We start from the raw sequence: 21,232 nt of genomic DNA, 5'->3' as shown, positions 1-21,232 counted from the left end.
GGCTGCGCCAACTCCTTTTCTAATCAGTCTCTTTAGGGTTTCCGATTCGTTCCCTATTTTAGTTTTCCAGGCAGTGATTGCCTGGAAAACCTTGACTGATGGTGGTTACTGAATGTCTGCAAGCGTGCCTTGCCGCTTCATTGCGCTGGGCGGACGACCGCCCGGCTATTTCGGATTTACCCCTGCCTTTTGCCTGTAATAGGTCAGTTTTATGCAGAACTACCGCTGTATTCACAGAAGACACTGATATGCCATGACACCAACTATGTCGCACGTTAACCACATTTATCGTTTAAAATCAGCGCCATCTGTGACACCAAGTTCGTCGCAAAATTTGCGTTCCGTGTCTCAAGTTCAATTGCACACGTTCTCTACGCATCGCGGCCGAATACTTTAAGGGGAACTCGCCACCACGACCTGGAATCCTTCGAACTCAGTCGCATCAGCAGATTGACGTCGACCATCAGAGCGTACAGGGCGATAATCTGTATCGCTGAGCGTCACCAATCCCAGCTCCTAGTAACCCAGACCACCGCCAAGTCGACCAGATTTAAATGGTACGGCTTGGCCGTCCCGCCGCATCAAAGCATCGAAGCACGGATGCCCTGGTGCCATAAACCTACAGTTGACAACCGCCGCTCGCGTTTGACATCAAAGCGATTGTTTAGCCGCGCCGCTTCGAAGCGCAAAAAACTGGGGAGCGAGAATGAGCTTTTTAACCGATGCAGAGCAACAAAAACTAAAGATCGAAAAAATGATCGTCCACGTGGTTGATCCGCAAAAGGCGTTTCAGCCGAAAGACGAACTACCTGTCGAAGGCGACCATGTGGGGTTCTTCGAGGCTCGTATCATCGATGTCGCCGTCAGCGCCGTGCACGCGTTCACCCTCGGGTCCGTCGTCAGAGCTCGACTGGAAGATATCGCGATGAAACGCGTCACCTTCCAAATGGGCGCGCAGGAAATTTCCCGCTTGTTCATGGACGAGCACAAGGGATCGGCCAGCCCAGGCGCCTTCTTTGTCTTTCAACTAACGGCCGGCAATCCCGATGTGAGATTCTACAGCCTTATCAAGTACGACTATCGCGAGGCGGTCGAACTTGATTCCGCGAACGGGAAGACGAAACTTCGGCAGATCGTCCAAGCCTTTGTCACCGAACAACGGGCGATCCAAAAATCTGCGTTGGTTCGGGTCGAAAACGGCACCGCTCAGGAGTTGGTGTCGGCGTTCGACCGGATGGAGCGGGCGCCTGATCTGACGGGGTATTTCAAGAAATTCCTGTCGGTCAAACGCAACCGTTCGGACACCGAACTTAGCGATGACCTCATTGCTGTCCTGCGCGAAACACTTATGGCCAATAAGGCGTCGCTTCCTCAAGAGGACGTGCCGGGTGCCTTGCGGGAGGTTCGAAGAAACCTGGCCGCTCGGGCTGAAGTTGACAACAATGCGGTTCGGGAGTCGATAATCGTGGCGGCGGGGGAACTCCCTGAGGACCAGCTCGCGAACATCGATCTATCGCTGTCCAAATCTCTCAAGTCGAAGAACCTGAGCGGGGTCACTTTCAAACCGGACCCGGAGAAGCTGACGAAGTCGGTACGGGTGCGTCTCCGCACTGCGGAAGACGTCATCGTCATCTATCCGCACGATCAGGAAGGCGTCACCGTTGATCGCTCTGTCGACAAGGAAGCCGGCGCGACTAAGATCGTTGTGACCACCAAGAAGAAGTTGATCGAAGATGAGCCTCTCCCCGAAAAATCTCGCAAAGCTCTTAAATGAGTGGGACGACAGCTACAGAATTTCCATCAGCGAAAGCCATGCATATTTAACGGTCAGAGGGGTCCGCGAGGAGGATGCGAAGGCCGTTCTCGAAGGACTCCGCTCGCTGGATTGGCCGATCGAGGTGGAGGATGCCTCGCAGGCACCTGTTCCAGTTAGCAAGATCGAAAACGGACTGCCTCCGTTCAAATTCACCTGCAAGAAGCCCGACGGTCAGTCGTCCATGCGCATCCTGACGAACGAGGGCCTGCGGACATGGCTGGGGAATCAGGAAGCCGACCCAGTCGTCGAGCTCGGCGCGCTCGATGAAGGATTCGCGACCTATGCCACAACCTTCGTTCCATGGGGAGAAGCTGTCGTTGAGGTAAGCCGGCCGGCACTCGACACCAATCCTCGGCGGCTCGTCAGGGAAGTGGGTGAACGCCTGGTGCCTGAAAACGTGTCGAGGTTCGTGCTGCTCGAAGGTTCACACGTGCCGGCGATCGATGGTCCAGGTCCAGCTTCGGTCTGGGCTGGGGAGGCGTCACGCGCCATGGCGCGTTCGCTATGTTCGGAAATCGATGGCAGCGAGGTGATGTTCCGCGGACCGCCGGCGTGCCGGTATCTGGTTCCGGCCGACTTCGCCAACGAACTTGGCGAGGACGGGTTCTGCCACCTGACAAATCTGGCGCGCTGGGTGTTTGAATTCTCCGCAGAAGCGGAGACGCGGCATGGATTGGCAGTCGCCGAGCTCGCCAGATGGCCGGCCAACGGTCAATGTCTCGCGGATCTCTACAAGGACAGTGGTGCCGCCGTGCTCGAGAGCGCGAAGATTGCACACCAGTTGGGCCTTTCGAAGATCAGCTCGGACTCGATGAAGACGCTGTCCGATCTTCGGAAGAACGTCGCCGACGAGGCGTCGAAACTGAACGATGTCACTCGCCAGCTCGCCGGTGCGGTCGCGAGCGCACTTTTCGGCGGTGCCGCCGTCGTCATTGCCAGGTTGTCTCTCAAAGATGCGACATTGGGTGTCGATTACGCAATCATCTCGATCGGGATTGTCTTGTTCGGCTACGTCTGCCTTGTGGCGTACTCTGGCCATCGGTTTATTCAGATCCAGAGCGGTCTGCGGTCTCAGTGGCGGGAAAAGCTCTACAGGTTTCTATCCAACGGCGAATATAAAGAGATGGTGATGGACCCTGCCAAAGACAGCGAACAGATGTACTACCTCGCAGCCATCGCGGGCGTGATTCTCGCCTTCGTTCTTTCGGTAAGTCTTATCGTGATGGGCGCAATGCTGATCTCAGGCCAGGTAGCTGCTCGCTCATCGCAAGCTGAACCCGCGATCAACTCGGCGCTGGAGAACGTCTACAGCGGTGTCTCACTTGCCATCTGTTCTTCAATCGCCGTTGCAACGCTTCCTGTTTCCTGGGGAACTGGACTCGGCCGGCACTGCCGGCCGAACAGAACTCATCGATAGCGATGGGCGATCGTCGGGGTCGATCGTCTTGTTCGGCCACTTAGCCGTCGTAGAGCTGACGGCCCTCAGCGCTACTTAATTGGATCACGCAACAAGAGAGTCGACTCAGCGCAGCCCAACTCCTAATCCGCGCCCGCGATCACCCGGATCGCGGCCTCAAGTTCGGCTCGGACGTAGAACGAAACTCTTACCTCGTCCAATGGAAAGGCGGTCTGCAGGTCGGCGTTCTTGATCGCCTTCCGCAAGGTAGACCGGCTAATTCCAAGGTCCTTTTCGGCAGTTAGGAACGACACGTATTTCTTCTCGAATGCATCCGCGTCCTCTTGGCTGATTAATCGAAGCGGATGGTTGTGCGCATGACTACGTTCCATTGACGAATTCAGATAGCCGCCCCTGACGAGTGCATACGCCGTCTCGTTGGAAGTCTTTAGGCGCTCCTTCATTTTGGTGATCGTAAGCTTTTTGGGACCAGCGGGAGCGAGGGCGGCGCTTGCCTCGCGCGGATCGATCAGTATCGCCGAAAGCCCTTCCTTATCAGCGTCCCATCCGACTTTGGAGAGCCGCCCCTGGAGGATGAGGGCGACCATGTCGCCGAGCCTGATCGCTGTCATCTTGCACGCCCTCAATATCGGGCGCATCAGCCCGTCGGACGGATACACGGCGATAGAGCGGAGCCCCGAGAGGAACTCGGTGATCGCTGTTCGGGAAAAGCGCTCGTGGGCGTCGACGCCATTTCCAGATGAAAGGACGGGCGAAAAGATGCCGGCTCGACGCAGGTCATTAAAATTGACAGTGCGCACCGAAAGCATCTCTGCGGCCTCTCTCGGCAGGACCGCATCGGAGATAAGCTCCGAAATTCTTACGGCGACGTCTCGCGGCATCGCACCTGCGTCAATTTCCGAGGAACTGAGGAATCCCATCGCCACCGCCATTTTGCGCATATGGCCGGGCCGGTGTCCGAATTCCTTTCGAAGCTGCTTTTCTGATACGTATCTGGTGACCTCAGGTCTTCCGAACACCTCGGAATCCCCGCTCAGCGGCAGCACTTCGACAGCATAGGTATGGATTTCGCATTTCAGCCGATCGAGAGCCGGATCTTTCCGGTCCTTGAGCCTTACATAGAAGTTTCCATAGATTTTCTGCCCGCCGATGTCGCAGCGGACCGCAGAGATCGAGCGGTGCATTAGATCTTGAAACGAGTGCATTCCGGCGACCCCACCAGCAAGATATTCGAAACCTGTCTGGGATGCTTCCCATAGCTGATCGTCGTCGTGCGCTTCTTCACGGGCTTTCGGTCCATGGAGGGCGGCCACGCCAATCAGCGTGCATACGAGAGCCGCCAGTTCGAGGGGAAGCTCATCAAGCAACTCGCCGTCGCAACGAATTCCGTCCAATCGGCGAAGCAGGAATTTTTCGAAATCCGATGGCTGCCGTGCGGTGGGCGAGACGATCGCCTCCTCGACCTGGTCGTAAAGCTCTTCCAGATTCTCGATGAAATCCTGATTGCGGGGTGGGTGGAGCGGCGAGGCGCCTAGGTCGACCATCTTCAACTGATGCCGAGCACACGTGCGAAGGAAACGTAGCGCCCAGCTCCGCCGTATGTAGCGACGCGTTCCGGGCATACGGTCTTTCGAACGGTCGTCGTCCCGAAAGCAACCTGGGCAGAACCGCAGTCGCGTTCGCGAATAGTTTTGCCACGTCAGTGGCTCTCCCTGCAGATTGAGAATCCTTCCCGACGTGACGACCGCTGCTGACCGCAGCCGAGCAACCGGAACACGGCTATATTCCGCCAGCGCGTCTATCGCCCTTTCGGCGCCGTCTATGACGTTCTGGAACGTGACGCCCATGTCCAGGGACAGATCGGTCGCCGTCGTCAGGTTGGCCGCAGCCAGGCGGGCGCAGTAGCTTGTAAGCATTTCGTCATCGAAGAGCGGGACACGTAGCATTTTCTTGGTCCCGTCAAGCTGCCCGAACCGATGGCGGGCCGAACTCGCCTCTTCGATTGACCGGACGAAGGATCGAACGCCAGTTGTCGGCGGCGAAGACGTTGGTTTCGGGGACTGCGTCACCATTGACCAGCCGTCGGTAGCCTTCCTCCCAGCACAACATCGTGACTTCGCCCAGATCGTTTTCCAATGCGTCCTCGATGGCGTGGTAGATGATCTTCATGACCATGCCGTAGCGAAAGTGAGCGCCATACATCAGTCGCTCGATGAAATCCGGCACTACCGCGGACGGCATCCGAAGGCCCGCTCGGTTCACCACCAGTTCCTTTATGACGTTCGCGATGAATTTTGCGTCGGCCTTCAACGACAGTGTCTGGAGGGCGAAATCGTCGACGCGGCGCAGGAACTGATCCTTCGGATCACGAAGGGCGACTTCCTTGATTTCCGGCAGGCCCATCAGGACGATGAAGATAGGCCATTTCGGGTTCTGGAGAAGGTTCTTGATGGAGTCCGCGACATGGCTCGGCCCCTTCACCTTGGGGGCGTCAAGCACGTGCTGGAACTCGTCGATCAGGACAACTCTAGTTCCACGCCTACGAAGCGCGTTGCGGACGTCGCGGATCAGATCCGACTCGTGCTTTCTCTTCTTGGTCGGATACCCCATGGCGTCGAGCAGCTCTTCGCCCAGGTCGACCATAGTCGCCTTCGAAGGAGCCTTGATGTAGAGGACCGGATAGAGATCGTTGCCGTACCCGTCGGGAACTGGTCGGAACGAAGGTTCGTCCTTCAGCCGCTGCTCGAAGAGGGTCGACTTTCCGGCGCCCGTCTCCCCATGGATCGATACCGCGAACGTGTCGGGATCATGGGCGGCGATTGCTCGTTTCATCCGTTTTATCGGAATGTCGATCAGCTTGTCGTTCGGCGTGGAAAAATAGGCGAGCTTGACGTTTTTCATGATCGTTTTGATGCGACGGTCCGTTTCGTCCAGCGCCAAGTCGGCCGAGGCCGCTATAAGCTTGGCGATTTCATCGTTGACCATCGAGTGTTCCGGTTTCTCACTAATCCTGGATCGGGTCATCATCTTCCTCGTCTTCCCAGTCGGATTTGAATGTCCGCACCCTGCCGGCGGTGCGCTGCTTGTCTTCGGAACTCTTCGGCAGCAGATCAGTGGTTCCGCGCAAAAGTTCGGAAATGGTCACCTCCCGCACGGGTTTGTCCTTTTCCTCGCGTGGCTTCGGGCTCGGCTTCGGCGGTGGTATAGAAAGCGGAGCCGCCACGCCGTCTTCCGCGCGCCGTCTAGCGAACACACCGGGATCGAAGGTCCCTTCTGATGGGCCGAGCGAGGTGGAGACGTCATCGTCGTCGCCCGCTTCGGCTTCGGTTACGTCGGGCAGCGCGGGTCTTGTCGTGTCCTCGCCGTCCTCGGCCCCATGGGTTTCGCTAGGCAGCTCGTCAACAATGAGGCGTTCCGGATCAGGCGCGTAGTCCGGCATGCTCCGGCGACCCGCGACGTAACCGGCGAAATACTCTCTTTCGAAATAGTCGTAGTCGTCCTCGGTCACCACGTGGCCGGACACGTTAAGCTTGTCTTCGGAAAACTTCGCGGTTCCCTGGATCTGGGTCAGCGCCCGGCCGATGATGGCTTCATCCTCGATGTCGTATTGAGAGTACGACTCGTTCAACAGTCGTTTGGTCGCCGCCCATTCGATGGCCGAGACGCCGTCGAAAGCGGGGACTGCAGCTTTGACGAAGTGAAATGCGTCATCGCGTACGGACCGCACCCCGAGAAGGCCCAGATTGTAGGGATTGGCCCTGATGACGACCTCCTGGTTCTTGAACTCATTGTAGAGGTGCTGGATAGTGTCGTCGTAATACGGGATGCCGAGACACACGACACCCGAGCGGGAGATCTTTCGCTTTCCAGCGCGGAAGCCGAAGATCATGCCCTCCTTTTCAGGATCGGTGAGCGTGTCAACGGGCCGGGCTTTCGTCATCTTCGCCCAGGCGTCGATCGGCTTCTGGCCACCCAGGCCGTCGTGCGGCGTTATATGGTAGACGTCCACGATCAGGCGGATGAGGCATCGTGCAAATTCCTCGAACTCCATGGACGCGTTAGCGACGGAGTCGTAGTTCGCGCGGACGAGGGGATTGGAAAACGTCTGCCCTGTGAACAGTCTCAGCCATTTCTTTCCGGTCCTGAAGAAGCGCTCGATGCGACCGCGGAGCTTCGGATTGCCGGTCGGTGGCATCAAATGGCTTCCGCTAAGTGCGAGGACCGTGTCGTGGAATTCCGTGTCGAGGTAGGCGGCGCCGTGATCGGTTGCGACCTCCTGGGGTATGCCGAACTGGATCCACTTGTTTTCGGTGCCCGCCGCTTCCGCGATATGATCTTTCGGCATGACCGCCATATGCAGGGTCGCGACGCCGGACCGGCCGTTCGGATCGCCATCGAGCAGACGTAGGGCGAGGATCGAACGGGTTCCAGCGTCGATCGCGACTGACGCCCAGAACCTGTCCTTTTGCACTTCCAGCCGTTTTTGAACGTCGGGATGGAGCACGTTCCAAAGCCGAGTTTTCTTCAATAGAAGAATGATGTCGAGCTTGTCTTCGTCCATCTCGATCCGTTCGAGAGGGTGGTACTGTCGATTGGCCGTCTTTGAAAGTTCGAACTCGTTTCGGGTCGCTTCCGCGCCTAGCTGACCAAGGTGGATCAACATCTTTTTTATCTTGGCGACCCGCCGATAGAATGTGCGGATATCCGGAAGCACGACGGGATCGGCGCTGTGACTGTTCTCTATGGTCATCAACTGCCAGCGGGTGGCAATCTCGGTACGTTTGGAGGTCGCGAGCTTCCTGGCCTCCGCGTCGATGTACGCATTCGTGCGAGCGGACAGCGTGCTCTTCCGAGACGTCTTCTCGCTCGGATCGCCCCCGTACATCAAGGAGAATGAGCTGTACGATCCGTCTTCAAATATTTTCACGAGGCGCATGAAATGCCGCGGCGTGCAGGGGTGATGCGTCTCGATCACCACCTTCTTATTTCCGCCACGAGCCTTCGGAAGGTGCTTTTCGAATTCCTCCATGTAGTCGTCGTAGAATTCGAGAATGCTCTCGTCCGACCTCGACCGAAGACCTTGCTTCTGCTCCTCAAGGAACTTCGTGATCATCCGCGCGCGAAACCTGACGTGCTCGGGGATGATGTCCGGATCGAGCAGCTTCTTCTTCCGCTTGTCGAGTTCCTCCTCGGTATAGTAGCCCTTGCGGATGACGATCGCACGGTTTCGGACAAGCCGTGCGATCTGCGCGTATGAGAACTTCTCGATCTGCCCGGCGCCGTGGACCTCCGTGAAGATGTAACTTCGTCCATCTTTCGAAGGCCTCACGCGGAAGACGCCGCCATCCCATTCGACCCTGTCGAATATCGAAAGCTTGACGCTCGTATAGCGGGGCATTTCGTCCATCAGTTCACCCTTGCGGCGCGGACGAACGAGACCGCCTCGAACGTCAGCGACGTATCCTTGACGACGTGCTCTACCAAGCCGTCGCCCATCAAATTCCACAACGCGATCATCCCTCGGCCCTCGTCCCCGAATTCCTCGACGATCTCGAAGGCACGGATCGGTTTGATCTTCGCCTTGAGAAGTTCGAGCAGTCGCACGCAGTCTGGGGAGTTCATGAGACGTCGTGCCGACAAGATCTCACGCGCCCGGTAAACGGCGGCTTTCGTCACCACCCGATCGGTAAGGATTTCAATCCGATGCGCGTGATACTTGAGTTCATGGTTACGAATGCTTTTCACCACGGCCCTCAAGATACCACGCCGGTCACGTCCGATCGGTCGCACGCAGTAGAGGACTACTTCGCCGTTCTCGTACTCCACGCGCAGATCGGCGTAGTGCTCGTGGATCACGCCGTCCGCGTCGGTCCACTCGATGGGGCCATACTGTGCAGTGACGGAGCGAACCGTCTTCATCGACCAGAAGACGACGGCACAGTCGCGCTCGAATAGGCTCTCGAACACGAGATACTGGTTCGTTCCAGGAGCACACATCAAAATTCGACAGGATGCGCTCGACTTCATCGCTACCCGGCGGGCGGACGGGGCCGCGATCATGTCGTAATAAAGGGTCTTACCGAGCATTTCCTCGAGAGACCGCTCGTATTTGCGCGCCTCGGTCGGCGGTCGACGCAAGGCCGCCGCGATAGCCTTCGTCGGGCACCGCGACGGTCGTCCTGCGCTCGGCCTGACGCTCCCAGGGGCGGTAGCCCGCGCGAGCGAAATAGACAGCCTGGATCTGAGTGAGCACCTTAATCATGATTTGTCTCCCGGCCTCACATCAGCGACGATGCGGACTGCATGGTGTCGCGCAGTGCGCGGACACGCTTCAAAAACGTGCCGTAGGAAGGAACGCGAAGCACCACGCCTTCCGAACCGAACCGGCAGGTCTCCGCCACCAAAAGGCGCCAAACCAAGCGGGCGTTGGCGCGGTACCAGCAGCCCATGCGCTCGTACTCCATCGCGAAGACGCACTGGAGAACCGTCTCCTCGTAAGAGAAGGCTTTGCTGCACTGGCGCTTCAACCAGTCGACGAGCTCGGGGTAGGGGCTGATGCGATCTTCGAAGACACGCACGTAATCGATCTGCAACATGGCGTTGCTCTCCTTGTTCATGAAAGTGGGTGTGTCTTCGGGGTTGGGGGGGCGAGTGGCTCCGTCGAAGCGGGCCTTGACGCGGACATCCGCGAAAAGGCTCTTTTCGAAAGCGTCGTAGTCCTGCTGGGTGATGACAACGTTCATGACGACCTCCTATGCCTGGCGCGAGACCATGGCGTCGAAGCGCGAGACGAGCGTCATCATCGAAGGACGACCGTCATCTGCGCCAAGGCGCGCCTTCCAGACGAATTCGCGGGGCAGATCGGCCACGCGGGTGCGAAAGGTGCTGTAGGAGGGGAAGCGCACCGCGCGACGGCCCGGCATCATGCGGGCGTCCTTCAGAATGAGGGCCTGCAGGTACTGCCAGAGCTCGCGGACGGTCGGACGCGTCGGGTCGGCGTAGCGCAGCGCGACGACGCACTGAAGGTTCGTCTCCTCGCGCGTAAAATAGCGGCTGCGCTGACGCTCGACCCAGCGGTTGATTTCGTCGCGATAGACGAAATCGAGATTCTTCTCGTCGTTCAACCGAATGGTGGGGAAGCCTCGGCCGCTCTTGATGAGCGTCCCAAGGCGCTCGAGCGAGCGCTTGGTCTGAAGCTGCTTGGTTTCGATAACGTTGGTCATTCCAGTCACCATCCACTTGGCGGTTCCGGCGGCGTCGACGCACGACTGCACGACCGCGAACCCGATTGCACAAAAGCTTCGGAAGGTTCGACGGCTGCGCTGGCTGGACGGAATTGCCTCCGAGAAGCTAGCGGGCGGCCGCGAACGCTTGGAAGCGTCGTTGGAGATGGATGGTGGAGAGAAAGTTAGGTGTCATGACTGCGTCCTCAATTCCGACTGTTGGAAAACTCAGAGGATGGCCGGCGGCGTCGTGTCGGTGCCGCGGCATAGAAACCACGGCGTCTTACGACGCTTGCCGGCAACCTTGTTGGCCCGATGTGGCTGCTTTCGACTTCATGACTGCCTGTCTCATATGACGCCGTCCGGACTGGAGCGGTGGCGCAATATGGCTCAGATCTCGACCGTGTTGTCAACGGAAAAAATATCCGCAAACGGCGTCGGCCGGCGTCGGATATTGCGGGATTGGCAAATCCGCCTGCGTTGCGAGAGCCGTATTCGATAAGATTTTAGTAAAATATTCCGTGGCAGATTGCGGTTTTGTCAACAATTGCTTGCCTGAGGTTGCTCATGGATTCAGTCGCGCAGAAACGGCCTGCGGTTTCGAGTTCGTCGGCGTTTCAGGGAATTGGTGCTTCCAAGGTGTCGTCATCAAAGTTCGAGTGCTGCTCCTCGCGAACTTGACCCAGAGGTCCGATCACCCTTCTCCAGTCTCGCTCATGTCGGCCCAGGCTCTCACCCAGGTTCCAGCCGGCGGGGGGAGGAACATGCCAGCGTCCTCCGATCGGACAATAGAGGCCCGGCAATGGGAAGTGCCGATTGATGGCCAGGAAATCGGTGACGTCGGTAGACGCCAACGGTATGCTGTAGACGATCGCCGTAGCCGCAATCTCGGGGTCGCATCCGAAACGGAGCTTCGGGTCTTTCGATCGATCAAGCCAAAACCGGCTTAGTTCCGGAACGACCGTCATCTCGGCGAGCAAACGCCTCACTCTTACATCGACCGGCGGCAGCCAGATATCTGTCTCGAGCAGCCGATCGAGCCAACTTTCATACGCCCGCGCTTTCGCGGGCTTGGTGATGGCGATCATGCTGGCCCCACGTTGCAGCTCGAAGATTGCCGCGATGGGGACGGCCAAGGCTCCCGCGGGTATCTGCCGCAGGAAGAAGACGATGTTCTCGTCCAGTTCGTCGATCATTTTGCGGGCTTCGCTTAGCACGCTGGTGTCGACCAGGATAAAATCCACTGCCATCCGCGACGTCCCCTTCGCGGCCACCGTAATCAGTGGATTCGACGCCAATTATGGTTACCAAATCGTTAGCGAGAGGGTATAAGGATTCGCATGAGTAGTAGCAGTGTCCCGACGAGCCGCGACAGCAGATGGCAGTACCCGGAAAACGGTGAAGACCTTCACCGTGTGTTCACCGTCGCGAAGAGGGACGGCCCTCAGCAGGTCTTCGATGGAGAGGGCGTGTTCACCGTATCTTATGCCAAGAGCGGCGCCCAAGGCAGCGCGAAGGACTTCCTGTCAAGCGGCGGGCCTGGCAAGGAATAGCTGCTGAATTTCCGCTTGCTCCTAGTGCCGATCGCGAAGACGATTGTCCGAGGAGGATGCCTCGTGACCGTCGATATCAAGTCTGCCGCCGCTGATGCCGAATACGAAGCGGCCGCGCGCCTGAACGAACTTCTGTTCGAAGCCGCGCGCGGAACAACGATGGAGCGTGGGGCTTCGCGCGATTTCGAAGCACTAGCATGCTCGATCCTAAGCTTGATCGGCGACGGTTCAGCTTGTGCAAGGGCGACCCCCCGGACTGCTTGTGGCGACTCACGCCGATAGCTAACGTGGAAATGCCGAGGACTCCCTCGGAGACGGATGCAATGTCGCGCGTCCGATTGAATGAGCATGTTCATCGACGCTCGCCAAAGAGCATCTCGGAAGGTCGAAAACAGTGCTTTCACCGAAACAACATGCTGCCTCGGAGCAGTTGGACGCCGTCGATGCGGCACTCGCCTGGCACGACGGCGATGCGCGCGCCACGATCGAAACCCTTCTGCAGGATTGCGGCCACCTCAGAAGCCAGCTCGCGGTCGCCAACTCATTCCTAAGCCGAGGGATTACCCGTGGTTGGATCCCGAAACCAGAACGAGACGCCACGTCGTGGTAATTTCCACGAGCGCTCATGAACAGACGCCGTCCTTCGTTCACGTCGTTCCATCGAAAATTGATCCGTTTTATGGTTCGATCAGTCCATAAAGTGGTGCATCGTGTCGATCGTCGATTTCATGCTGTCGAGGCGCTAGCAACGGAACTCGGCGCGATGATCGTTCATCCCGATCGTGAGTTCGGCGCCGGCGGATCCTGGCGAAATCAGGTGGTACGGCGTGGTACGCCAAGTATCGATGAAGTGTCTTTGGCAGCCGCGCCAAACCTATACGGAGTGCACGCCGCTCTGGCAGCTTGAACCATCGCAGAAATGGAGATGGAGGCCGGCCGAGTGACCTTGACGATACGCGGTGCGTGAATGCGCGCGAATCGCGCGCTGGCCCAAAGCCGCACCTAGTGGCGTATTCGTAACTCGATCCGGGTCATAATCATGTCTCCGCTTGTGGAAACGATCTTGGCGTTGCAGCGATCATGGCTGCAGGCGTCGATGCCGATGCGCATTTGTTCCTATTTTGTTCGGCATATCAAGCGGCGTCTGCATGCTGACACCTGCAGCGTGAACGGCTCCGGGAGACTTCGAAGCCGACACGTTGGGTCGGTCGGAGACTCGAGATTTTAAGCGCAGCAACTCTGGTTCGCAGACGGCGCGCAACATCCCGACTTCGCCTTCTCCTCTACAAGCCAGCGGTCGCGAGGCTTGCAGCTCGCCGGACGAGGGGCAAGCTCGACCGAGACGCGGCCGGCAGCGATCCGCGGCGTCGCCGCGCAATATAGGGCCATTGGCGCGACCCCGTCGCTCACCTCGAAGGTAAGCTTCGCGCTCATCGGTAGGCCGACGTGCTCGGAAACCTTCCGGATGATCTTGGCGAACTTTCCCGAGGGCATGTGCGTGCGCCCATCTTCGTCGATGTCCCAGAGCTGCACGAAGATTTCCGTCCACGATTCCGGGTTGGCACCGCAGTCGAGAGCGTCGAAGCGACCGGTCTTCACTTCGGTCACATGATAGCCCGCCTTCACGTCCCGGCCGTCGTAACGGAAGACGAGAGGGGCGTCGGCGTGGGCGTCGAGCGCGGCCAGAAGGGCGCCCAGTTGGATGTCGTTCGATAGGGTCTTGTCGATGACGTTCATATCGGTTATCCCTAATTTCAACATTTCAAGGATTGTCGAAATATGGAAGAACGTCAAGCCCTCCTGTCATTCGCCGCGCTGTCGCAAGAGACCCGCCTGCAGATCGTCCGGATGCTCGTCGTCGTCGGCCCGGAAGGGATGGCCGCGGGAGCGGTCGCCGAGAAGGCGGGCGTCTCGCCGTCGAACGTCTCCTTCCACTTGAAGGAACTGGAGCGCTCGGGCCTGATCGCCCAGCGTCGGGAGTCGCGCTCGATCGTCTACAGCGCCGACTACGACGCGCTCTCCGGTCTCGTGCAGTTCCTGATGCTCGACTGCTGCGCCGGCCATCCGCGCGTCACGGGATCGAAGGAGATCACCGACGCCTGCTGCGCCGGCGAGCCTGCGAAAGACGACGTGAATGTCTGAAGCGAAGGGAACGGTTCCCGTCGCGACGATATCGGCGCTCGGACTGACGCAGATCATCGGCTACGGCACCCTCTACTATTCCTTCTCGATCCTCGCGCCCGGAATGGCGAAGGATCTCGGCATGTCCCTCGAGCAGGTCTTCGGTGTCTTCTCGGCATCGCTCTTCGTCGGCGGTCTGTCGGCTCCGATCATCGGGAAGCAAATGGACCGGATCGGAGCTGCGACCGTCCTCACGATAGGCTCGATGCTTTCAGCCCTGACGCTGGCGCTCTGCGCGTGGTCGCCGTCGATCGTCGTGTTCGCGCTCGCCGTCGTCCTGATCGAGGTGGCGTCCGGGATGGTCCAATATCAGGCGGCGTTCGCGGCCTTGGTCGAGAGCGATCCGAAGACGGCGTCGCGCAGCATCACCTACCTCACGCTGATCGGCGGCTTCGCTTCGACGATCTTCTGGCCGATCTCCGCGGCGCTCATGGGATACCTGACATGGCGGGAAATCTATCTCGCCTTTGCGGCACTCAACCTGTTCGTCTGCATGCCCTTGCACCTGTGGATGGCCAGAAAGGGCCGGGCTGCGGTCGCCGCAGGAACCAAGCGTGCTCGGGAACACGTCGTGGGCGCCGTTTCGCCCGAGAGACGCCGCGGCGCAATGATCGTCGTCTCGGCAGCCTTCGCGATCCTCGGGTTTACGCTGGCCTCGATCCTCGCCCACATGGTTCCGATGCTCGGCGACCTCGGGCTGGGCACGGCGGCGGTCGTCGTCGGTTCGCTGTTCGGACCGGCACAGGTGCTCAGTCGTCTGATCAACATGATCTTCGGGACGAGATTGTCGCCACCGATCCTCGCGGTGATCGCGGCGGCTCTGATGGTCGTCGGCATTATCATTCTAGGCGTGAGCGGGAGCTGGCTGCCGGGCGCGGTGGCCTTCGCGATTTGCCTGGGCCTGGGGTCCGGCATCAATTCCATCGCGCAGGGCAGCCTGCCGCTCTACCTGTTCGGCAGCGACGGCTACGGAACGATCACGGGCAAGATGGCGGCCGCAAGGTTGGCGCTGGGAGCGGCAGCGCCGTTCGCCTTTGCGGCGGCGATGCAGAGCTTGGGGATCGGCCTGTCGCTGTTCGCCACCGCCGCGCTCGGAGTTGTGGGAATGGCCGCGTTCGCCAGCCTGGCCATGACGACGAGACGGGGTCTAGTTGCAGCCGAGTAAACGGCAATAGGAGTTCCGCCCCATGTTGTTCCGTCTGTCTATATCTGTGATCGGCTCGGCGCGGTCCCGCGTTTCATACGGCTGCTCGGTGTTCTGCGCGCGCCGCTCCCCAAACCTCTTTCGCCGCATCAAGGTTCATGTACGCAATACCCAGACCCACGATAAGATCTGGCCACGCTGAGGACCAGAGATAGGCCGTAACGATTCCCGCAGCGATGATGGCGACATTGGCGAAGGCATCATTGCGAGCTGAGAGGAAAGCCGCCCGCGTCAGCGAGCCGCCAGCATGGCGGTAGGCAGCGAGCAGATAGGCGCAGCAAAGATTGACGACAAGAGCACCCAACCCGGTCAAGCCCAGCGCGAATGGTGCAGGCGGTATTGGATCCAGCAGTTTGTGCCATCCGGTCCAGATAAAGGCGAAGGCGGGCAAGAGCAGGATGAGCGCCATTGCCATACCGACCAGAGCGCGGCTGCGCGCCGACCATGCCATTGCGAAAAAGATAAGCAGATTAACCGAGGCATCTTCAAGGAAATCGGCGCTGTCGGCTAATAGTGAAGCCGACCCGATGCGCCACGCAACGACGAACTCAACGCCAAAATAAGCGAGATTGGCGAGTGCGATGACTAGCACCGCTCGCCGAAGCGTAGGATCGATGGGTTGCACCACGGGCATCCTGGAGAGTTCGACTAACCGAATGCTGAGTTTTCTACCCGATTCAGCGGTAAGGTGCGAGCTGAATTCGGTTCACAGGGATGTCCTGTTTGGGGTTCGCCGTCGAACCGTCACATCACATGCACGTGCGTGTGGAAGAGGTACTGTCCGCCCGCTTCTCCCACGTTCCGTGAAGCCGATGTATTGGAACTTTGCAAGCGAGTGCGCGCCTTTCTGGACGAGTGGCACGAGGCTCGAACGGTTTCGCGCAAGCGGCGGCGGCTCTCAGTGCGCCACTTGCATTAAGGCTAGCTTCACAGGATAAGCTTCGACGTGTATCTCGGGGAGTATGGGAGCATGGACGCTTCTGCCAATGAGCCAGTGGATCGCAGCAAGCCTATTGCCTTCTCAGGTGGCGCGGTCATTGGTGCGTTGGGCGGTCTCATAGGACTGGGCGGCGCGGAATTCCGCCTTCCTCTCCTTATTGGCGTCTTCAATTTCGCCGCTCTCGAGGCAGTGATCCTCAACAAGGCCATGAGCTTGGTCGTCGTCGCGACCGCGTTGCCATTCCGTGCCTCGACCGTGCCGTTCAGCGAGATCGGCTCCCACTGGCAGATCATCGTCAATCTGCTTGCAGGAAGTCTGGCAGGAGCATGGTTCGGGGCCGGGTGGGCGACCCGCCTCAAGTCGGAAACGCTCTACAGAGTGATCTCCGTCCTGCTGCTAGTCATCGCGGTCATTCTCGTTGTCGGACACGACGCGACTTCGGGTCAGCCATTGCTGACGGGAGGGGCCCAGCTTGTCGCTGGAGTGGTCGCCGGCTTCGTGATCGGCATCGTGGCGTCGCTACTAGGCGTGGCGGGCGGCGAACTCCTGATCCCGACCCTCGTGCTGCTGTTCGGCGCGGACATCAAGCTTGCCGGATCCCTTTCGCTGGCCGTCAGTTTGCCGACGATGCTTGTCGGATTCACGCGATACAGCCGGGATCAGAGTTTCTCCGTGCTCGGACGCAACAAGGCGTTCCTGATCGTCATGGCCGCAGGGTCGATCATGGGAACCTTCATCGGTGGACGGCTGCTCGGCATCGTGCCCAACGCGTTTCTGCTTCCCGCGTTGGCGGTGATCCTTCTGCTATCCGCCGTGAAGGTCTGGCGACACAAGTAGACGTCAGATCGATTTCAACTGTACACGCTGCTCCGGCTTGGCCGCGTCCTCCTGCCGCTCGCTGTAGCGGTCGGTCAGGTAGGACGAGGCGTCGCGGGTCAGCAGCGTGAACTTCACGAGTTCCTCGCAGACGTCGACGACACGGTCGTAGTAGGACGACGGCTTCATCCGCCCATCGGCGTCGAACTCCTGAAACGCCTTGGCGACAGACGACTGGTTGGGGATTGTGATCATCCGCATCCAGCGGCCGAGGATGCGTAGCTGACCGATGGCGTTGAACGACTGGCTGCCGCCCGACACCTGCATCACCGCCAATGTCTTGCCCTGCGTCGGGCGAACCGATCCGACGGCCAGAGGAATCCAGTCGATCTGGGACTTCATGACACCGGTCATTGCGCCGTGACGCTCCGGACTGACCCAGACCTGACCCTCCGACCATTCCGACAGCTCCCTGAGCTCCTGGACCTTCGGATGACTGACAGGCGCGTCGTCCGGCAGGGGCAGCCCCTTAGGATCGAATACCCTGACTTCGCATCCGAGACGCTCCAGCAGGCGGCGGGATTCGTGGGCGAGGAGCCGGCTGTACGAGACCTCGCGGATCGAGCCGTAGAGGATCAGGATCCGGGGCTTGTGCCTGGAGAACGACGGCCGAAGGGCGTCGACGTCGGGCTGGGCGAGATGGCTTTCGTCGAGTGCGGGGAATCCTTCAGACAATGCGCTTTCCCTCCTCGTCGAGAACGCGCTCACCGTCTTCCTTGGTGAAGGCGCCCTTGTGGGCGTCGGGGAGGATGTCGAGCACGACTTCGGACGGGCGGCTCAGCCGGGTGCCGAGCGGCGTGACGACGAATGGTCGGTTGATGAGGATCGGATCCTTCAGCATGGCGTCGAGCAACTGATCGTCGGTCAGATCGGGATCGTCGAGGCCGAGGTCAGCGTAGGGCGTTCCCTTCTCGCGGATGGCCTGCCGGACGGTCAGGCCGGCGTCGGCGATCATCTTGGTCAGTTCGGCACGGGATGGCGGCGTCTTGAGATATTCGATCACGGTCGGTTCGATGCCGGCGTTCCGGATCATCTCCAGCGTGTTGCGCGAGGTCCCGCAGTCGGGGTTGTGATAAATGGTGACGTCCATGGTCATGGCCTTTCGGTTGCGATGTTCTTGGAGACGGCGGGTGCGGATTCGTACCAGCCCTTGCTGCGGTTCACGATCCAGACGACCGACAGCATGACCGGGACCTCGATGAGCACGCCGACGACGGTCGCAAGCGCCGCTCCGGACTGGAAGCCGAACAGGCTGATGGCGGCGGCGACGGCGAGTTCGAAGAAGTTGCTGGCCCCGATGAGAGCCGACGGCCCCGCGACGCAATGCTGTTCACCCGACATGCGGTTGAGGAGGTAGGCCAGCCCCGAGTTGAAGTAGACCTGGATCAGGATCGGAACCGCCAGCAGTCCGATGATGGTCGGCTGAGCGATGATCTGCTCGCCCTGGAAGCCGAAGAGAAGGATCAGGGTCGCCAGCAGCGCTACTAGCGAAAGCGGCTGAAGTCTGGCCAGCAGTGCATCCAGCGACCGCGTCGTGCCGTCGGCGGTGAGCAGCCTGCGGACACCCTGGGCGATGGCGACCGGGATCAGGATGTAGAGGACGACGGAGATCGTCAGTGTTGCCCACGGCACCGTGATCGCCGACAGACCCAGCAGCAGTCCGACGATAGGCGCGAAGGCGACGATCATGATGGCGTCGTTGAGCGCCACCTGCGACAGGGTGAAGTGCGGCTCGCCCCTCGTGAGGTTCGACCAGACGAACACCATCGCCGTGCACGGAGCTGCGGCCAGGATGATCAGGCCCGCAATGTAGGAGTCGATCTGATCGGCCGGCAGGAGAGGGCGGAACAGCCAGCCGACGAACAGCCAGCCGAGCAGCGCCATCGAGAACGGCTTGACCGCCCAGTTGACGAAGAGCGTCACGCCGATCCCACGCCAGTAGCTGCCGACCTTGGCCAGCGAGCCGAAGTCGATTTTCAGCAGCATGGGGATTACCATCAGCCAGATGAGCGCCGCGACGGGGATGTTCACCTTCGCCACTTCGGCGTCGCCGATGACGTGAAAGACGCCCGGCATCATGTGGCCCAGCGCGATGCCGACGACGATGCAGAGAAAGACCCAGACGGTCAGGTATCGTTCGAACGTGGACATCTCATTCGGCCTTTGCGGATTTGACGGAAGCGCCTTCGAGCCTGCCGATCTGGCGGACGCGCTGTTGGAGCGCCAGACGGTCAATGGAGGCGAGCGGAAGATTGATGAAGGCGGAGATGCGGTTCTTCAGGAAGCGGGCCGCCTGCGCGAAGGCGCGTTGGATCTCGACCTCGGTGCCGACGACGGCGGCCGGATCCTCGACACCCCAGTGCGCGGTCATCGGGTGGCCGATCCAGACCGGGCAGGCCTCGCCGGCCGCGCTGTCGCAGACGGTGAAGATGAAATCCATCTCCGGTGCGCCAGGTTCGGCGAACACGTCCCAGCTCTTCGACAAGAAGCCCTTCGACGGATAGCCGAGCGCCTCCAGTTCCTTCAGGGCATGCGGGTTCACTTCTCCCTTTGGCTGGCTGCCTGCGGAAAACGCCTTGAAGCGTCCGGCACCCTCCTTGTTGAGGATGGATTCGGCGAGGATGGAACGTGCGGAATTGCCCGTGCACAGGAAGAGCACGTTATAGGTCTTGTCGGTCATCGGTTTCGTCCGTGTTTAGGTCGGTGGCCTGTTCAGTCTCATGATCGTCGCCGACGCAGGGCAGAGGCCCGATAGCTGCCGGGTCGAAAGGATCGCGTTCGGCGCCTGGTCGCGCTGGATGGGTGTGAAGCCGAAAGATTCGAAGAAGGGCGCCGCGCTCGTCGTGGCGAGATAGACTTCGGCGGCGATGGGCAGCTTGGCGAGCGTCAACTCCACCAGGCGGCGCCCGAGTCCATTCGACCGGAACTCCGGAACGACGACCACCGAACGGAGAAGAACGGATGCTTCGTCGCAGGTTTCGAAGCCGGAGTATCCGACGATGCCGCCGTCGGAGTCGACGAGAGCGAAGTAGGCTCGGTCCGCTCCTTCGAGATCGTCGGTCAGCAGCCCGGCGGACGTCAGGGCCGCCTTTAGCGCATCGGAAACCGGAACTGGCTCGAGGTTTAGTTCACGCATGGCTGGCTTTCCGGCAAGCAGCAGGGCGTGAGATCGGCGATGAGAGGCGCGCAGAGTTCCGCGTTCCCGCCGCAGCAGTCCTTGAGCAGGAACAGCGTCAGAGCGCGGAACCCTTCGAGGTCGGCGCGGTAGATGATGGAGCGGCTCTGTCGTTCGCTCTTGACAATACCCGCGCGCTGCAACGTCGCGAGATGCGCGGACATCGTGTTCTGGGGCACGTCGAGCATCCTGGCGAGTTCGCCGGCGGGTACACCGTCCGGTTCCGCCTTCACGAGCTGACGGAAGGTTTCGAGGCGTGTGGTCTGGGCTAGTGCGGCCAGCGCCGTGATCGCAAGTTTTGATTCCATATATCCAGAATAACGGATACTTTGGAAACGTCAAGACGGATTACCGAAAGGCGCTAGCCGCAGCACGACCGGGTAGGTTGGCCGGCAAGATCCTTGAAGATGATGCATTCGTCCCCCGGACCTCCGGCGCACGCCTCGTCGCATCGCTTCACGAACGTCTCCAGCCGCGCTTCCAGTTTCCTCAGCTCCTCCATCTTCTGCCTCACCTCGTCCAGATGACCCTGCGCGATGTCCCGCGTCTCGATGCAGTTCCTCTCGCTGCTAACGGATAGTTCCAGCAGCACGCGGATCTGATCGATCGAGAAGCCGAAGTCGCGGCATTGCTTGATGAAGGTCACCCGAGAAACATCCTCGTCCTCGTAGTAGCGCTGGCCGGATTGTGACCGCCGCGCCTTCGGAATGAGGCCGATCTCTTCGTAGAACCTGATGGTCGGCGTGGTGACGCCGGAAGACTTAGCCAGGTTGCCGATCGTGAACACGGACGTGTGATAGTTCATCGCATTTTTCTCCTTGCCCTTAAAGTAACTTGAAGGAGTAGC

The 21,232-nt window shown here is 59.8% G+C and carries 24 protein-coding genes; 7 read left to right on the top strand and 17 right to left on the bottom strand.

Annotated elements, in window-relative coordinates; genetic code table 11:
• Nucleotides 1-706: 706 nt before the first annotated feature.
• Both GGD53_RS00845 and GGD53_RS00840 read left to right on the top strand, forming a co-directional pair.
• The gene (locus tag GGD53_RS00845; protein WP_184452776.1) at nucleotides 707-1,774 is read left to right on the top strand and encodes a hypothetical protein; all 1,068 of its coding nucleotides are present in this window, start codon (nucleotides 707-709) and stop codon (nucleotides 1,772-1,774) included.
• Complete coding sequence (locus tag GGD53_RS00840; protein WP_184452774.1) at nucleotides 1,734-3,233, top strand: hypothetical protein; 1,500 nt, start codon at nucleotides 1,734-1,736, stop codon at nucleotides 3,231-3,233. The genes GGD53_RS00845 and GGD53_RS00840 overlap by 41 nt, the downstream gene beginning before the upstream one ends.
• A gap of 122 nt (nucleotides 3,234-3,355) precedes the next feature.
• Here the strand turns inward: GGD53_RS00840 and GGD53_RS00835 are convergent, their stop codons facing one another.
• The 8 genes from GGD53_RS00835 to GGD53_RS00800 all read right to left on the bottom strand — a co-directional run bounded on the left by GGD53_RS00835 (nucleotide 3,356) and on the right by GGD53_RS00800 (nucleotide 11,706).
• Nucleotides 3,356-5,179, bottom strand: a complete 1,824-nt coding sequence (locus GGD53_RS00835) for a TniQ family protein (protein WP_281413892.1) — start codon at nucleotides 5,177-5,179, stop codon at nucleotides 3,356-3,358.
• 13 nt (nucleotides 5,180-5,192) lie between these two features.
• Entirely contained in the window at nucleotides 5,193-6,218 is a 1,026-nt protein-coding gene (locus GGD53_RS00830) for a TniB family NTP-binding protein (RefSeq protein WP_184452770.1), read from the bottom strand.
• Between the two features lie 19 nt (nucleotides 6,219-6,237).
• Nucleotides 6,238-8,262, bottom strand: coding sequence for a DDE-type integrase/transposase/recombinase (locus GGD53_RS00825; RefSeq protein ID WP_184452768.1), 2,025 nt, complete (start codon nucleotides 8,260-8,262; stop codon nucleotides 6,238-6,240).
• A gap of 377 nt (nucleotides 8,263-8,639) precedes the next feature.
• Nucleotides 8,640-9,320, bottom strand: coding sequence for a hypothetical protein (locus GGD53_RS00820; RefSeq protein ID WP_184452766.1), 681 nt, complete (start codon nucleotides 9,318-9,320; stop codon nucleotides 8,640-8,642).
• Nucleotides 9,310-9,495, bottom strand: a complete 186-nt coding sequence (locus tag GGD53_RS00815) for a hypothetical protein (protein ID WP_097623488.1) — start codon at nucleotides 9,493-9,495, stop codon at nucleotides 9,310-9,312. Before GGD53_RS00815 ends, GGD53_RS00820 begins: the two co-directional genes overlap by 11 nt.
• A gap of 16 nt (nucleotides 9,496-9,511) precedes the next feature.
• Nucleotides 9,512-9,976 carry a hypothetical protein gene (locus GGD53_RS00810; RefSeq protein ID WP_184452764.1) on the bottom strand — a complete coding sequence of 155 codons (465 nt, stop codon included), beginning with the start codon at nucleotides 9,974-9,976 and terminating at the stop codon, nucleotides 9,512-9,514.
• Between the two features lie 9 nt (nucleotides 9,977-9,985).
• Nucleotides 9,986-10,456 (bottom strand): hypothetical protein, encoded by a 471-nt coding sequence (locus tag GGD53_RS00805; protein WP_184452762.1) that lies wholly within the window; start codon nucleotides 10,454-10,456, stop codon nucleotides 9,986-9,988.
• A gap of 617 nt (nucleotides 10,457-11,073) precedes the next feature.
• A complete protein-coding gene (locus GGD53_RS00800) occupies nucleotides 11,074-11,706 on the bottom strand; it encodes a hypothetical protein (protein WP_184452760.1) in 633 nt (210 codons plus the stop codon).
• Nucleotides 11,707-11,796: 90 nt separating this feature from the next.
• On the opposite strand from GGD53_RS00800, the gene GGD53_RS00795 reads away from it, so the two are divergent.
• Both GGD53_RS00795 and GGD53_RS00790 read left to right on the top strand, forming a co-directional pair.
• Nucleotides 11,797-12,009 (top strand): hypothetical protein, encoded by a 213-nt coding sequence (locus tag GGD53_RS00795; protein WP_184452758.1) that lies wholly within the window; start codon nucleotides 11,797-11,799, stop codon nucleotides 12,007-12,009.
• Between the two features lie 625 nt (nucleotides 12,010-12,634).
• Nucleotides 12,635-12,916: a hypothetical protein gene (locus GGD53_RS00790; RefSeq protein ID WP_184452756.1), complete on the top strand. Its 282-nt coding sequence runs from the start codon at nucleotides 12,635-12,637 to the stop codon at nucleotides 12,914-12,916.
• A gap of 317 nt (nucleotides 12,917-13,233) precedes the next feature.
• Here the strand turns inward: GGD53_RS00790 and GGD53_RS00785 are convergent, their stop codons facing one another.
• Nucleotides 13,234-13,746, bottom strand: coding sequence for a DUF6428 family protein (locus tag GGD53_RS00785; RefSeq protein WP_184452753.1), 513 nt, complete (start codon nucleotides 13,744-13,746; stop codon nucleotides 13,234-13,236).
• 42 nt (nucleotides 13,747-13,788) lie between these two features.
• Between GGD53_RS00785 and GGD53_RS00780 the strand changes: the two genes are divergently transcribed.
• Together GGD53_RS00780 and arsK are read left to right on the top strand one after the other, a co-directional pair.
• A complete protein-coding gene (locus tag GGD53_RS00780) occupies nucleotides 13,789-14,151 on the top strand; it encodes an ArsR/SmtB family transcription factor (protein WP_184452751.1) in 363 nt (120 codons plus the stop codon).
• Entirely contained in the window at nucleotides 14,144-15,355 is a 1,212-nt protein-coding gene (arsK, locus tag GGD53_RS00775; protein WP_184452749.1) for an arsenite efflux MFS transporter ArsK, read from the top strand. Before GGD53_RS00780 ends, arsK begins: the two co-directional genes overlap by 8 nt.
• 73 nt (nucleotides 15,356-15,428) lie before the next feature.
• On the opposite strand, the gene GGD53_RS00770 is transcribed toward arsK, so the two are convergent.
• Nucleotides 15,429-16,010, bottom strand: a complete 582-nt coding sequence (locus tag GGD53_RS00770; protein ID WP_432443129.1) for a cation transporter — start codon at nucleotides 16,008-16,010, stop codon at nucleotides 15,429-15,431.
• 354 nt (nucleotides 16,011-16,364) lie between these two features.
• On the opposite strand from GGD53_RS00770, the gene GGD53_RS00765 reads away from it, so the two are divergent.
• Nucleotides 16,365-17,171: a sulfite exporter TauE/SafE family protein gene (locus GGD53_RS00765; protein WP_184452745.1), complete on the top strand. Its 807-nt coding sequence runs from the start codon at nucleotides 16,365-16,367 to the stop codon at nucleotides 17,169-17,171.
• Nucleotides 17,172-17,174: 3 nt separating this feature from the next.
• On the opposite strand, the gene arsH is transcribed toward GGD53_RS00765, so the two are convergent.
• From arsH to GGD53_RS00730, 7 genes are read right to left on the bottom strand one after another with little or no spacing between them, the layout of a single operon-like run.
• Entirely contained in the window at nucleotides 17,175-17,885 is a 711-nt protein-coding gene (arsH, locus tag GGD53_RS00760) for an arsenical resistance protein ArsH (RefSeq protein WP_184452743.1), read from the bottom strand.
• Nucleotides 17,878-18,306: an arsenate reductase (glutaredoxin) gene (arsC, locus tag GGD53_RS00755; RefSeq protein WP_184452741.1), complete on the bottom strand. Its 429-nt coding sequence runs from the start codon at nucleotides 18,304-18,306 to the stop codon at nucleotides 17,878-17,880. Before arsC ends, arsH begins: the two co-directional genes overlap by 8 nt.
• Nucleotides 18,303-19,361 carry an ACR3 family arsenite efflux transporter gene (gene arsB, locus GGD53_RS00750; RefSeq protein ID WP_184452739.1) on the bottom strand — a complete coding sequence of 353 codons (1,059 nt, stop codon included), beginning with the start codon at nucleotides 19,359-19,361 and terminating at the stop codon, nucleotides 18,303-18,305. The genes arsC and arsB overlap by 4 nt, the downstream gene beginning before the upstream one ends.
• Before the next feature lies 1 nt (nucleotide 19,362).
• Nucleotides 19,363-19,890 carry an arsenate reductase ArsC gene (locus GGD53_RS00745; RefSeq protein WP_184452737.1) on the bottom strand — a complete coding sequence of 176 codons (528 nt, stop codon included), beginning with the start codon at nucleotides 19,888-19,890 and terminating at the stop codon, nucleotides 19,363-19,365.
• 15 nt (nucleotides 19,891-19,905) lie between these two features.
• Nucleotides 19,906-20,346 carry an arsenic resistance N-acetyltransferase ArsN2 gene (arsN2, locus tag GGD53_RS00740; RefSeq protein WP_184452735.1) on the bottom strand — a complete coding sequence of 147 codons (441 nt, stop codon included), beginning with the start codon at nucleotides 20,344-20,346 and terminating at the stop codon, nucleotides 19,906-19,908.
• A complete protein-coding gene (locus GGD53_RS00735) occupies nucleotides 20,334-20,693 on the bottom strand; it encodes an ArsR/SmtB family transcription factor (RefSeq protein WP_184452733.1) in 360 nt (119 codons plus the stop codon). Before GGD53_RS00735 ends, arsN2 begins: the two co-directional genes overlap by 13 nt.
• A gap of 53 nt (nucleotides 20,694-20,746) precedes the next feature.
• Nucleotides 20,747-21,190, bottom strand: a complete 444-nt coding sequence (locus GGD53_RS00730) for a MerR family transcriptional regulator (RefSeq protein ID WP_184452731.1) — start codon at nucleotides 21,188-21,190, stop codon at nucleotides 20,747-20,749.
• Between the last annotated feature and the right edge of the window lie 42 nt (nucleotides 21,191-21,232).

The organism is Rhizobium aethiopicum (assembly GCF_014197535.1).
GTDB lineage: Bacteria > Pseudomonadota > Alphaproteobacteria > Rhizobiales > Rhizobiaceae > Rhizobium > Rhizobium aethiopicum_A.
This window is presented reverse-complemented; position numbering and strand designations above follow the sequence as displayed.